The sequence below is a fragment of the Amycolatopsis minnesotensis genome, from assembly GCF_039529815.1.
GTDB classification, from domain to species: Bacteria; Actinomycetota; Actinomycetes; order Mycobacteriales; family Pseudonocardiaceae; genus Amycolatopsis; species Amycolatopsis minnesotensis.
Map to the genome: position 1 here is coordinate 339,220 of NZ_BAAANN010000002.1, position 12,429 is coordinate 351,648.

The following is a 12,429-nucleotide window of genomic DNA, read 5'->3' on the forward strand; positions in this document are numbered from 1 at the left end:
AGGCGCTGGCCCGGCGCGCGCCGTGGATGCCGGAGTCAGTGCTCGCGGCCCTGCTCGACGCGAGCGCGCTGGCCGTCGGCGTCCCGGCGCTGCTCACCAACACCGTCGAGCGGATCACCGGGCATCCGGCGCGCCCGTTCCGCGCCTGGGCGGCGGCCCATCTCGCCGATTTCGGCTGACAGCGCCCCGAGCGCGGCGATGATCGCGGGATCCTCGCGATTTCCCCGCCGCACCACCGTGATGAGCTTGCGCGACGGCGCATCGGCCAGTTCGGTGCGGACCACGGCGGGTTCGCCGGGGAGCCGCACGAGCCTCGGCACGAGCGAGACGCCGAGCCCCTGACCGGCGAGCGCGGCGACCGCGGTCCATTCGAGCACCTCGTGCGCGATGGACGGCGTGAACCCGGCGCCCGCGGCCAGCGCGAGGACCAGCCGCCGGTACGCGGTGCCCGGCATGCCGACGATCCACGGCTCGGCGGCGAGATCGGCGAGCGTGACCCCGCTCGCGCCCGCCAGCGGGTGCCCGGGCGAGGTCAGCAGGTCGTACGGGTCGTCGAGGAGCGGGCGCGCGTCCAACCGGGCATCGCCGGTCGGCGGCCCGTCGGGCGTGGCCATCGTGACGACGAGCTCGGCGGCGCCGGAGAACACCAGGTCGAAGCATTCCGGCGGCTCGGCTTCGCGGAGGCGGACGACGAGCGCGGGCCATCGTTCGCGCAGCCGTGCCACCGCGGGAGCCAGCAGCGCTGAAATGGTCGTCGGCAGGCCGCAGATCCGGAGCTCCCCCGTGGGCGACGGGTCCGCGAGGTCCGCCTCGGCCCGCTCCCACCGCTCCGCGATCGCGTCGGCGTGGCCGAGGAGACGACGGGCGGCCCCGGTGAGCCGCACCCCGCGCCCCGCCGGCTCGAGCAGCGCCACCTGCAGTTCGCGGGCTAAATGTCGAATCTGCTGGGACGCCGCCGACGGGGTCAGGTGCAGGGCTTCGGCCGCGGCGGTCACCGAGCCGTGGTGCGCGACGGCTCGCAGCACCTGGAGCCGCCGCAGATCGATCATGCTGGCGATTCTACAAAGTAGTGCGCAGATTCTCGCTCTCGTTCTTCGGAGTCTGCCCCGGCATGGTGGACGGCATGTGGCTCCTGCTCTTCGGCGCCGGGGTGGCGGCCGGGGTGACCGGAACCATCGCGGGGCTCGCCTCGCTGTTCTCCTACCCCGCGCTGCTCGCCGCCGGGCTGCCCGCGACGGCCGCGAACGTGACGAACACGGTCGCGCTGGCACTCGGCAGCGTCACCGCCGTGCCCAGCTCGCGGCGCGAACTGGCCGGGCAGGCGGCGACGGCGCGCAGGCTCGGCGCGGTGTGCGCGCTCGGCAGCGCGGGCGGCGCGGCGCTGCTGCTGGTGACGCCGCCCGGGATCTTCCAGCGGGTCGTGCCGTTCCTCGTCGGCGGCGCCTCCGTGGTGATCCTCCTGCGCCCGTCCGTCCGGGACGCGACGAACCGGTTCGCGCTCGCCTGCGTCTTCGCCGTGTCCGTCTACAGTGGATACTTCGCGGCCGCGTCCGGCGTGCTGCTGCTGGCGTTGCTGCTCGCCACCACCTCGGGCGGGTTGCTCCGCGCCAACGCGCTCAAGAACGTGCTCGTGGTGATCGTGGACGTCGTCGCCGCGGCGGGGTTCGCGTTCTTCGGGCCCGTCGACTGGCTGCGCGCGATACCGCTGACCGCCGGGCTCCTGCTGGGCTCCTGGCTCGGCCCGATGGTCGCCAGGAAGGTCCCCGAAGCGCCGCTTCGGGCGGGGATCGCGCTCGCCGGGCTCGGCCTCGCCGTCAAACTCGGCGTCGACGCGTTCACGTCGTGACGCGGTCGAACGTGTCTGCGCTGGTCATCGCGGCGTGCGCCCACGGCAGCGGCCGCAGGCCGTCCGGTTCCGCGGCGGCATCGGAAACGACGTGCCAGAGGGTTTCCATCCGCCCGTCCCGCAGGAGGCCGGTGAACGAGGCGATCTTGTCCCCGGCCGGGCCGGTGCGCGCGAAGGCGAAGTGCACGCAGTTCCCGGTGTGGATTCCGATGATTTCCGCTTCGAAGCCCGCGAAACCGCTGTCGCTCAGCGCGGTGCGGAAAGTGCCCGTGAGCCGCCCGCCGGAGTCATCCGCGATCCTCAGCGCGGAGCCGTACTGGTTCCGCCACTCACCGGTCCAGGTTTCCCGTATGGTCATGCCGCCAGCCTGCTCGCGCCTTCGACCCGGCACGAGTGGCGGAAAAGACGCGATCCGGGACTATCCTGCCAGTGTGAACCGGCTCCATCGCGTGGCCGCCGTCGTCGTCCCGCCCCAGTCGACGTTCGAACTGGGCTGCGTCGCCGAGGTCTTCGGCATCGAGCACCCCGGCGTCGAAACGCGGTACGCCTTCGAGGTCTGCGGGGAAGCGCGCGGAGCCGTCCCGACCAAGGCCGGATACGAGATGGTCATACCGCGCGGCCTCGACGCGCTGGAGGAAGCCGACTCGATCTTCGTGACCGGCTGGCCGGACCGCGGCGCGCCGCCGTCGCCGGAGCTGCGGACCGCGCTGACCGCCGCGCACGCCCGCGGTGCTCGCGTGGCGGGGATCTGCTCGGGGGCGTTCGCGCTCGCGGCGACCGGCCTGCTCGACGGCCGAGCGGCGACCACGCACTGGCGCATGGCGGACGAGCTCGCGCGCCGCTACCCGGACGTGCTCGTCCGGCCGCAAGCGCTGTACGTGGACCACGGCGACGTCGCCACGAGCGCCGGGACCGGAGCCGCGATCGACCTCGCGCTCGAACTCGTCCGCCGGGACTTCGGCGCCGCCTACGCCGCCGACATCGCCCGTCAGATGGTGCTGCCGCCGCACCGCGAAGGCGGTCAGCGGCAGTACGCGCGTGTGACACCAGCCCGGCCGGCGCCGCTTTCCGCCGTCATCGAATGGGCGGAGGCGAACCTGCACCGGCCGGTGTCCGTCGATGACCTCGCCGCGACCGGTGCCGTTTCGACGCGCACGCTGACGAGGCTGTTCGAGCGCGAACTCGGGACCACACCGGGAAAATGGCTCCTGCGCCGACGGCTCCGAGAAGCCTGCGCGCTGCTCGAACGCACGGACGCGACGATCGAAGGCGTCGCCGCCGCGGCCGGGTTCGGCGACGTGTCGAACTTCCGCCGCCGCTTCGCCGACGAATACGGCACCCCGCCGAGCACCTACCGGCGCACCTTCGCGGCCCGCCCCCGATGAAGGATTCCGCGCCATCCTGGCCAGTGGCAAGCCGCGTACGCCGCACCGCCGTCCTCAGCGCCCACGCCGCCGAGGGCACCGCCGGTCAAGGCCCTCCGGGCCCGCGCGAATCCGGGATGCACGGCGATCGTCCGGTGGAGCGCGGGAAGCCGCCGGGGCAGGACGGCCAGATTTCCTTGTGGCGCGCCGAAACCGACGAGGTCGACACCCTGACCCGGCGCGCGGGCGACGTGCACGCGCTGCGGTTCGGCCCCGACGGGTCCACGGTGGCCACCAGCGAAGCACCGCCGCGGCACGGTTTCGGGCCTGCCCCCGGAAGGCGGGCCGGTCGTGCACGTGTGGGACCTCGCGACCGGACAGGCCACCGCCAGCGTGGACACCACGGTGCGGGTGCGGGATGTCGCGACCCGCCGGACCGTGGCGATCTTCAAACCGCACGGGACCACGCCCGGCCGTGGCCTGAAACTGGCCGGCGGCAGCACCGATCCGGTGGTGCGGTTGTGGGACCTCGAAGAAGAACGCGCGAAGGCCGTCCTCTTCGGCCACACCGGCTACATCACCTCGCTCGCGTTCAGCCCCGACGGGCGGACCCTGGCGAGCGCCGGGCCGGACCGGGCGATCCGGCTCTGGTCCGTCCCGGTGAACCGAGGATGCCCCGAGGGGACCCCGCCGCGAGGGCATTCGAACGCATGTTCTACGCTATCGTCCGGGGAGTTACCCATCGAGCCGGCGAGGAGACAGAACCGACGATGACCGTGGATTCCTTGACCCAGCAGGAAACGGCCCCCGAAGCTCCGGAGGCATCGGCACCGGAGAGCACCCCGTCCGAGACCGCGAACGGCTCCGCCACGACTTCGGCTGACGCGGCCCCTGCCGCCGAACCCGCCGCCGAGGAGCCCGCCAAGCCGAAGCGCGGACGTCCCAAGGGTGCCGCCCCTGCGAAGAAGACCCGCACGGTCGAGCTCACCCTGACCGTCACCGGCACCGCCGACGGCGAATGGCAGGCGGAGCTGAAGCACGGCAGCAAGTGGGTCGCCCGCGGCCTCGAGATCCCGGCCGCGGCCGTGTCGCGCGCGGCGAAGGAACTGCACGCCGACCTGTCGATCCCGATCGACGAGGTGATCAACGCGGCGCGCGAGCAGCAGGCGCAGAAGGTCGCCCAGCTGGAAGCCGAGCTCGAGCAGGCCAAGCAGGCGCTCGCCGAGCTCGACAACTGAGAAACCAGGACCCTCCGGCCAGCCGGGGTGGGTGCTCCTCGATCAGGCGCCCGCCCCGGCCCTTTTAACCCGTACACTTGTATACAACGTGTATGGGGGTGCTGAGATGGTGTCGGGCCGGGAGAAGGCGTACGAATTCCTGAAGAACACCGTGCTCGCGGATCCGGCCACGCAGGGCGGCTTCATCAGCGAGCAGGAGATCGCCGAACGGGTCGGCATCTCGCGAACCCCCGTGCGCGAAGCACTGCTTCGGCTCGCCGCCGAAGAACTCGTCCAGCTCGTGCCGAAGCGCGGCGCCTACATCGCGCCGATCACCGGCAAGGACCTGCACGACCTGATGGAGATGCGCGGCCTGCTGGAACGGTTCGCCGCCGAAAAGACGCTCGCCGACGACACCGTCCCGCTCCCCGCCATGCGGGCGGCGCTGGAAAAGCAGACCCGGCTCGACAGCGGGGAAACCGCCCGCTTCATCGAGCTGGACACGCATTTCCACACCCTGCTCGTCGAAGCGGCGGGCAACCCCATCCTCGCGAAGACCTACCAAACCCTGCGCGCGCGCCAGGTGCGCGCCGGGATGGTCGCGATGCTGCGCAGCGGTGACCGCCAGAAGACCGTGCTCGCCGAACACGGGGCCATCCTCGACGCGTTCGAGTCCGGTGACGTCGCCGCGGCGCTGGCCGCGATCGACGACCACCTCGGCACCACGCTCGCGATTCAGCTCACCAGCTGATCCTCGGGGTCGCGCGCGAGCCATACGCCGACGAGGCTCACCACCGCGGTGACCGCGAGGTACAGCGCGATCGCGACCCAGCTTCCGAATCCCGCCAGCAGCGCGGTGAACAGCAACGGCGCGAGCGCGCCGCCGATCACCCCGGCGAGGGTGTAGGCGAGCGAACTTCCCGTGTACCGCAGGCGTTCCGAGAACTGCTCGGTCACCAAGGCCGCCTGCGGCCCGTACAGGAGCGCGTGGATCACGAGCGCCAGCACGACGCCGACGAGCACCGCGGCGAACGAACCGCCGCTGACCATCGGGAAGAACACGAACGGCCAGACACCCGCCGCGATCGTGCCGATGAGGTAGAGCTTGCGGCGGTTGACGCGGTCGGACAGCGCGCCGGCGGCGGGCATGAGCACGAGCTGCAGCGCGGATCCGATCATCACCGCGGCCAGCCCTTCCCCGCGCGGCATCTTCAGCTCGCTGGTCATGTAGGTCAGCACGAACACGGTGAACAGCGCGTACAGCACGTCGGGGCAGACCCGCACGAAGATCGCCGCGAGCAGCGCGCGCCATTCGAGCCGGAACACCTCCGAGATCGGCGCGCTCGACCGGTCGCCCTGCGCCGCGAGCCGTTGGAACACCGGGGTTTCTTCGAGCTTGAGCCGGATCCAGAGGCCGAACCCGACCAGCACGCCGGAGAGCAGGAACGCGACCCGCCAGCCCCACGAGTTGAACTGGGCTTCGGTGAGGGCGAGCGCGAGCACGCCGAGCACGCCGTTGGCGAGCAGGTTGCCCGCCGGCGGGCCGATCTGCGCAGCGGACGCCCAGAAGCCGCGCCTTCGCGGATCGCCGAACTCGCTCGACAGCAGCACCGCGCCGCCCCACTCGCCACCGATGCCGACGCCCTGGGCGAACCGCAGCAGGACGAGCAGTACGGCCGCGAAACCGCCGATCGACCCGTACGTCGGCAGTACGCCGATCAGGAAGGTCGCCGTGCCGGTCAGCAGGAGGGTCAGCACGAGCACGCGTTTGCGGCCCAGCCTGTCGCCGAGCCTGCCGAACACGAACCCGCCGAGCGGGCGCGCCAGGTAGCCGACCGCGTAGGTCGAAAACGCCGCCATCGTGCCCGCGAGCTCGTCGCCCGACGGGAAGAACAGCGTGCCGAACAGGGTCGCGGCGGCCACCGAGTAGGCCGCGAAGTCGTACCACTCGAGCGCGGTCCCCGACAGGCTCGCCAGGAACGCCCGGCGCAGCGACCTGCCGTCGACCGGCTCACCGGTGCCCGCTGTCTGGCCGGTCACAGTCATCGGCTTCTCCTTCCTCGGCGTTCGCGAACTGGTAATACTGATTGTATACAGCTTGCATGCGCAAGACCGGATTCGTGGCCACCCGGTCACCACCAGCAAGGAGACACCGTGCGGTTCACCCTCCCCGACGGCAGCACCGAGTCCGTCACCGTGCACACCCTGCTCAACGCCGGGTACGCCGGGCGAAGCCAGGACGAGGTCGCCGCGCACGTCGCCGAACTGGCCGAACTCGGCGTGCCGGCGCCCTCGGTCACCCCGGCCCTCTACCCGGTATCCCCTTATCTCGCGGCCCAAACCGCCGAGGTGCCCGTGCAGCACGGCCGCACCTCCGGCGAGGCCGAATGGGCGCTCGTCATCACCGATACCGGCGAGGTGCTGCTCACCGCGGCGTGCGATCACACCGACCGCGAACTGGAGGTGCACGGCGTGGCGTGGAGCAAGAACGCCGCCTACGACGTACTCGCCGGGCAGGCGTGGCGGCTCGACGAGGTCGAAGACCGCCTCGACGCGCTGACGCTGCGCGCGTGGGCGGGCGACGCGCTCATCCAGGACGGCACGCTCGCCGATCTCCTGCCCCCGCGCTACTGGCTGGACGTGCTGCGCGAACGGGAGCTCGCCGGACCGGGGACCGTCCTGCTGTCGGGCACCATCCCGATGATCGGCGGCGTGGACCAGTTCGCCGGGCACTGGCGCGTGGCGCTGGGCGACCCGGCCACCGGGAACACGATCGAGCTGGGTTACCGGACGCGGCGGCTGCCCGACCCGATCGGCTGAAATCCGCCTGGCGAGGCGAAAGCGCGGACCGTGCTTCACTGTCCCGGTGACCGAAACGCAGAAACCCGCCGAACCGGCACATCGGGACGAGCCGCACCACGACAGCATCGGCAGCAAGCTGAACTGGCTGCGCGCCGGGGTTCTCGGCGCCAACGACGGCATCGTCTCGGTGGCGGGCATCGTCGTGGGAGTGGCGGGCGCGAGCACCGACCGCTCCGCGATCCTCACCGCGGGAATCGCGGGCCTCGTCGCGGGCGCGCTCTCCATGGCAGGCGGCGAATACGTCTCGGTGAGCACGCAACGCGATACCGAACGCGCGGCGCTGCGGCTGGAAAAAGAAGAACTGAAGACGATGCCGGAGGCCGAGGAACGGGAACTCGCCGGGATCTACGAAGAAAAGGGTCTCTCCCCTGAACTCGCCGCGAAGGTCGCGCGTGAACTGTCCGAAAAGGACGCACTGCACGCGCACGCGGAGGCGGAACTCGGCATCGACCCCGACGAGCTGACCAGCCCGTGGCAGGCGGCGTGGGCCTCGCTGCTGGCGTTCTCGATCGGCGCGCTGCTGCCCCTGCTGGCGATCTCGCTGCCGCCGACTCCGGCCAGGGTGTGGGCCTGCGCGGCGGCCGTCGTGGCCGGCCTCGCGCTGACGGGTTTCGTCAGCGCGAGGCTCGGCAGCGCCAAGGTCGGCCGTGCGGTGGCACGCAACATCGGCGTCGGCGCGTTGACCATGCTCGTGACGTACTACGTCGGCGTGCTGTTCACCGTCACCACCGGCTAGTGCACGCCCTTCATCTGCTTGCGGATGAACGGGATGCACAGCGCCAGCACGACCCCGATCGCGATCGCGACCCCGCCGATGACCCCGAAGTACGGGCCTTCGTTGGTGGTGGAGTAGTTCTGCGCGAGCTTGCCCGACATCGCCGAGCCGAACGAGATCGACAGGAAGTTCAGCGCGACCATCTGGCTGCGGAACGCGGTCGGCGCGAGCTTCGTCGACACCGCGAGCCCGACCGGGGACAGCATCATCTCGCCGATGGTGAACACGAACAGGATGCCGATCAGCGCGAGCAGCGGGCTGCCGTTCTCGCCGGTGTGGATCATCGGCAGGAACAGCAGGAACGCGATGCCCATGATGATCGTGCCGTAGGCGAACTTCGCGGGCGTGGACGGCTGGCGGTTGCCGAGCTTCGTCCAGATCGTCGCGAACACACCGCCGAGCAGGATGATGAACACCGGGTTGATCGAGCTGGTCCAGCTCACCGGCATCTCCCAGCCGAACAGGTTCCGGTCGAGCCGCTCGTCGCTGTAGGCGATCACCACGGTGGCCTGCTGCTGGTAGAGCGAGAAGAACGCCGCGCTCGCGATGAACATCGGCACGAACGACCAGACGCGGCTGCGTTCGTCGGCGGTGATCTTCCCGCTGGACAGGATCACCGCGAAGTAGATGACCGCGACCGCGCCGACGAGGACGAGCACCGCGTCGGGCAGGCCCTCCGCCGTCACGAGCCCGCTCACGAACACCGCGACGATGACCACCACACCGGCCAGCGCGCCGAGGCCGAACCTGACGCGCTGCTCCGGCGGCAGCGGGTTCGGGACCTCGCTCGCCTTGCCGCCGAGGTTCTTGCGGCCGAGGGTGTACTGGACCAGGCCCAGCGCCATGCCGATCGCGGCGAGCCCGAATCCGAGGTGGAAGTTGACCTTCTCCTGCGCGAGGCCGGTGAGCAGCGGGCCGAGCCAGCCGCCGACGTTGACGCCGATGTAGAAGATGGTGAACCCGGCGTCGATGCGCGGATCGTCCTTTTCGTACAGCGTGCCGACGATCGTGGTGGCGTTCGCCTTGAGGCCGCCACTGCCGACCGCGACGCACACCAGCCCGATGCCGACGCCGAGGAGACCGGGGACCACCGCGAGCCCGATGTGGCCGACCATGACCAGTATCGCGCTGTAGAACAGGGTCCGCTCCGACCCGAGCAACCGGTCCGCGACCCACGAGCCCATGGTCGAGGAGAGGTACACCAGGCCGCTGTAGGCCCCGACGATGCCGAGCGCCGTCGGCCTCGCCACGTCGAGGCCGCCTTCGGCCGCCGAGTAGTAGAGGTAGATGGGCAGGATGCCGATCATGCCGTAGAACGAGAACCGCTCCCACAGCTCGACCCCGAACAGGTTCGTGAGCCCTAGTGGGTGCCCGAAGAACCTGCCGTCCCGTTTGACCTCGGTAGAGGTACTCACAACTTCGTCCGTCCTCACACGTGAGACATCGTTGTCATTTCGCATGGTATGGGTCCTGTTGGAAACCTCACCACCGACCTCCGTCGGGCTCCGCCGCTGTTAAAATGTCGTCAAGGTGCGCCGGGAAGTCTGGTCGGCAACGCTAGAGCCGACCGATCTTCAGGAGTTGCCCATCGTGACCCGCACGCACCGCGTCATCCACGAGTTCGCGCGCTACCTGCGCACCGAGACCACCGGCGGGGTCGTACTCCTCGTCGCCACCGCCGTCGCGCTGGTCTGGGCGAATTCGCCGCTCGGCGACGCCTACCGCACGATCCGCGACTTCGAGATCGGCCCGGATCTCCTCCACCTGAACCTGTCCGTCGGGGACTGGGCGAAGGACGGGCTGCTCGCGCTGTTCTTCTTCGTCGCGGGCCTCGAACTCAAACGCGAACTCGTGATCGGCGAGCTGTCCCGGCTCCGGCAGGCGGCGCTGCCGGTGATCGCGGCGATCGGCGGCATGGTGGTGCCCGCGCTCGTCGCGCTCGCGATCGGCTGGGGCCAGCCGGGGATCGACCGCGCGTGGGCCATCCCGGTCGCCACCGACATCGCGTTCGCGCTCGGGGTGCTGGCGCTGACCGCGTCGAACCTGCCCTCCAGCGCCCGCGTGTTCCTGCTCTCCCTCGCCGTCGTCGACGATCTCGGCGCGATCATCGTGATCGCGGTGCTGTTCACCGCGAGCTTCGACCTCGTCGCCGCGGGCGTCGCGCTGCTCGCGCTCGCCCTGTACGCGTGGTTGCAGCACAAACGGGTCCGCTCGCCGTGGCTGTACGTGCCGCTCGCGCTGATCACCTGGGTCGCGGTGCACTCCGCGGGCATCCACGCCACCATCGCCGGGGTCGCGCTCGGCCTGCTCACCAGGGTCCGCCCGGACGAAGGCGAGGAAGAGGCACCGGCGCTGCGGCTCGAACACCGGCTCCAGCCGTGGTCGGCGGCGGTCGCGGTCCCGCTGTTCGCCCTGTTCGCCGCCGGCATCGAGATCAACGCGGACTCGCTGACCGCCGTGTTCACCACCGCGCTCCCGCTCGCGGTGCTGATCGGGCTGGTCGGCGGCAAGATCGTCGGGATCGTCGGCGCCAGCGTGCTCGCGGTGAAGCTGAAGGTCGCCGAACGCCCCCGCGGGCTCGGCAGGCGCGACCTCGCGGCGCTCGGCATGCTGGGCGGCGTCGGGTTCACCGTCAGCCTGCTCATCGCCGATCTCGCGCTCGACGGCGAGGCGTCCGAGCTGGCGAAGGCCGCGGTACTGCTGGCCTCGGCGATCGCCTCGCTCGTCGCCGCCGGGCTGTTGCTCCGGCGCAGCAAAGCGCACGCGAAAGCGGACGCGGACGCTTGACGCGCATCGGCGGGCGCGAACAGGCGCGCCCGCCGAGCCTCACGGACGGACACGTGGCACGATGGCCCGGTGAGCAGCCCGAAGCACCAACTCAACGATCCCGACGGCGCGGGGGCGGTGCCCTACCTGCCCCTGTCCGAAGACACAGCGCAGAACGGCGCGGCGGACGCGTCCATCGGCACGCTGGTGAAGGACGCCACGCAGCACCTGTCGACACTGGTGCGAGCCGAGGTCGAGCTGGCGAAGTCCGAGGTCGTCGGCGAGGTGAAGAAGGGCGTCAAGGGCAGCATCTTCTTCGTCGTCGCCCTCGTCATCGCGCTGTACAGCTCCTTCTTCCTGTTCTTCTTCCTCGGGGAACTGCTGTCCGAGTGGCTGCGGCGCTGGGCCGCGTTCGGCATCGTCTTCCTGCTGATGCTCGTCGTGGCGGGGCTGTTCGGCTTCCTCGGCTACCTCAAGGTCCGCAAGATCAGGGCGCCCGAACGCACCATCAGCAGCCTGAAGGACACCGCCGCCGCGCTGACCCCGCGCTCCGGCGACGGCGAAACACCCGCGATCCGCGACTGACCCGCGGGCGGCACCGGTGGAGCGACCCGATCCGTCGACCGTGCGCGTCCCCGGGCCGTGGACGCACCGCGACCTGTCGGCCAACGGCATCCGCCTGCACATCGCCGAGCTCGGCAGCGGCCCCACCGTGGTGCTGCTGCACGGGTTCGGTGAGTTCTGGTGGGCCTGGCACCACCAGCTCACCGCGCTGGCCGACGCGGGTTTCCACGTGGTCGCGCCGGATCTTCGCGGCTACGGCGACTCCGACAAGCCCCCGCGCGGCTACGACGCGTGGACCCTCGCCGGCGACGTCGCCGGGCTCGTGCGCGCGCTCGGGCAGCGCCGTGCGCACCTGGTCGGGCACGCCTGGGGCGGGATGCTCGCGTGGACGGTCGCGGCGATGCACCCGCGCGTCGTCTCGTCGGTGAGCGCGCTGGGCGCCGCGCACCCGCTGGCACTGCGGGCCGCGGCGAGGCGGACCGCGTTGCGGCGCAAGCGGTCCAGCCAGACGCGCGCGCTCGGGCACCTCTTCCGCTTCCAGGTGCCGATGGCGCCGGAGCGCAAGCTCGTCGCCGACGAGGGCGCGGAGCTGGAACGGCTCATGCGCGCCTGGTCAGGGCCGCACTGGCCGTCCACGGAGGACTTCACCGAGGCCGCGGAACGGCTGCGGCTCGCGATGCTCGTGCCCGGCGTGGCGCACAGCGCGCTCGAGTACTACCGATGGGCCTTCCGCGCCCAGTTCCGCGGCGAGGGCAGGCGGTTCACCGACGCCGTCGGCTCCCGCGTCGCCGCGCCGGTGCTGCAGCTCCACGGCGAGGACGACCGGTGCGTGCTGCCGTCCACCGCGCGGAACTCGGCGCACTGGCGCGGCCCGCGCTCGGAGTTCCACACACTGCCCGGGATCGGCCACTACCCGCACCTGGAAGCACCGGAGGCCACCACCAGCGCGCTACTGGCCTTCCTGCGATCCCACCCGCACCCCTGAGCGCGTTTAGCCCGCTAAACGCACCCAGCGACCCGCGCGGGCCACTCGGC

Annotated in this window: 14 protein-coding genes; 10 read left to right on the forward strand and 4 right to left on the reverse strand. The window is 71.2% G+C overall.

Annotated elements, in window-relative coordinates:
* Positions 1-35 precede the first annotated feature (35 nt).
* Entirely contained in the window at positions 36-1,049 is a 1,014-nt protein-coding gene (locus tag ABD256_RS03690; protein WP_344413346.1) for a LysR family transcriptional regulator, read from the reverse strand.
* A 20-nt stretch (positions 1,050-1,069) separates the two neighbouring features.
* On the opposite strand from ABD256_RS03690, the gene ABD256_RS03695 reads away from it, so the two are divergent.
* A complete protein-coding gene (locus ABD256_RS03695; RefSeq protein ID WP_344413348.1) occupies positions 1,070-1,846 on the forward strand; it encodes a sulfite exporter TauE/SafE family protein in 777 nt (258 codons plus the stop codon).
* Here the strand turns inward: ABD256_RS03695 and ABD256_RS03700 are convergent.
* Entirely contained in the window at positions 1,836-2,204 is a 369-nt protein-coding gene (locus ABD256_RS03700) for an avidin/streptavidin family protein (protein ID WP_344413351.1), read from the reverse strand. The two genes, ABD256_RS03695 and ABD256_RS03700, sit on opposite strands and share 11 nt — an antisense overlap.
* Before the next feature lie 73 nt (positions 2,205-2,277).
* Between ABD256_RS03700 and ABD256_RS03705 the strand changes: the two genes are divergently transcribed.
* The 4 genes from ABD256_RS03705 (at position 2,278) to ABD256_RS03720 (ending at position 5,178) form a co-directional block, all read left to right on the forward strand.
* Complete coding sequence (locus ABD256_RS03705) at positions 2,278-3,231, forward strand: GlxA family transcriptional regulator (RefSeq protein ID WP_344413353.1); 954 nt, start codon at positions 2,278-2,280, stop codon at positions 3,229-3,231.
* Between the two features lie 336 nt (positions 3,232-3,567).
* On the forward strand, positions 3,568-3,984 hold the full coding sequence (locus tag ABD256_RS03710) for a WD40 repeat domain-containing protein (RefSeq protein WP_344413355.1): 417 nt from the start codon (positions 3,568-3,570) through the stop codon (positions 3,982-3,984).
* A complete protein-coding gene (locus tag ABD256_RS03715; protein ID WP_344413357.1) occupies positions 3,981-4,448 on the forward strand; it encodes a DUF6319 family protein in 468 nt (155 codons plus the stop codon). The genes ABD256_RS03710 and ABD256_RS03715 overlap by 4 nt, the downstream gene beginning before the upstream one ends.
* Positions 4,449-4,536: 88 nt before the next feature.
* Positions 4,537-5,178: a GntR family transcriptional regulator gene (locus ABD256_RS03720; protein ID WP_344413359.1), complete on the forward strand. Its 642-nt coding sequence runs from the start codon at positions 4,537-4,539 to the stop codon at positions 5,176-5,178.
* Here ABD256_RS03720 and ABD256_RS03725 read toward each other — a convergent pair.
* Positions 5,163-6,473, reverse strand: a complete 1,311-nt coding sequence (locus ABD256_RS03725) for an MFS transporter (RefSeq protein WP_344413361.1) — start codon at positions 6,471-6,473, stop codon at positions 5,163-5,165. The two genes, ABD256_RS03720 and ABD256_RS03725, sit on opposite strands and share 16 nt — an antisense overlap.
* Before the next feature lie 108 nt (positions 6,474-6,581).
* Here ABD256_RS03725 and ABD256_RS03730 point away from each other — a divergent pair, with 108 nt between their 5' ends.
* Both ABD256_RS03730 and ABD256_RS03735 read left to right on the forward strand, forming a co-directional pair.
* Positions 6,582-7,247 (forward strand): DUF2848 domain-containing protein, encoded by a 666-nt coding sequence (locus ABD256_RS03730; protein WP_344413363.1) that lies wholly within the window; start codon positions 6,582-6,584, stop codon positions 7,245-7,247.
* A gap of 46 nt (positions 7,248-7,293) precedes the next feature.
* The gene (locus ABD256_RS03735; RefSeq protein WP_344413366.1) at positions 7,294-8,025 is read left to right on the forward strand and encodes a VIT1/CCC1 transporter family protein; all 732 of its coding nucleotides are present in this window, start codon (positions 7,294-7,296) and stop codon (positions 8,023-8,025) included.
* Here the strand turns inward: ABD256_RS03735 and ABD256_RS03740 are convergent.
* The gene (locus ABD256_RS03740; RefSeq protein WP_344413368.1) at positions 8,022-9,479 is read right to left on the reverse strand and encodes a peptide MFS transporter; all 1,458 of its coding nucleotides are present in this window, start codon (positions 9,477-9,479) and stop codon (positions 8,022-8,024) included. The two genes, ABD256_RS03735 and ABD256_RS03740, sit on opposite strands and share 4 nt — an antisense overlap.
* Positions 9,480-9,654: 175 nt before the next feature.
* Here ABD256_RS03740 and nhaA point away from each other — a divergent pair, with 175 nt between their 5' ends.
* From nhaA to ABD256_RS03755, 3 genes are all read left to right on the forward strand, one after another.
* Positions 9,655-10,851: a Na+/H+ antiporter NhaA gene (gene nhaA / locus ABD256_RS03745; RefSeq protein WP_344413370.1), complete on the forward strand. Its 1,197-nt coding sequence runs from the start codon at positions 9,655-9,657 to the stop codon at positions 10,849-10,851.
* A 69-nt stretch (positions 10,852-10,920) separates the two neighbouring features.
* Positions 10,921-11,415, forward strand: coding sequence for a phage holin family protein (locus tag ABD256_RS03750; protein WP_344413372.1), 495 nt, complete (start codon positions 10,921-10,923; stop codon positions 11,413-11,415).
* 16 nt (positions 11,416-11,431) lie between these two features.
* On the forward strand, positions 11,432-12,379 hold the full coding sequence (locus ABD256_RS03755; RefSeq protein ID WP_344413374.1) for an alpha/beta fold hydrolase: 948 nt from the start codon (positions 11,432-11,434) through the stop codon (positions 12,377-12,379).
* Positions 12,380-12,429: the final 50 nt, after the last annotated feature.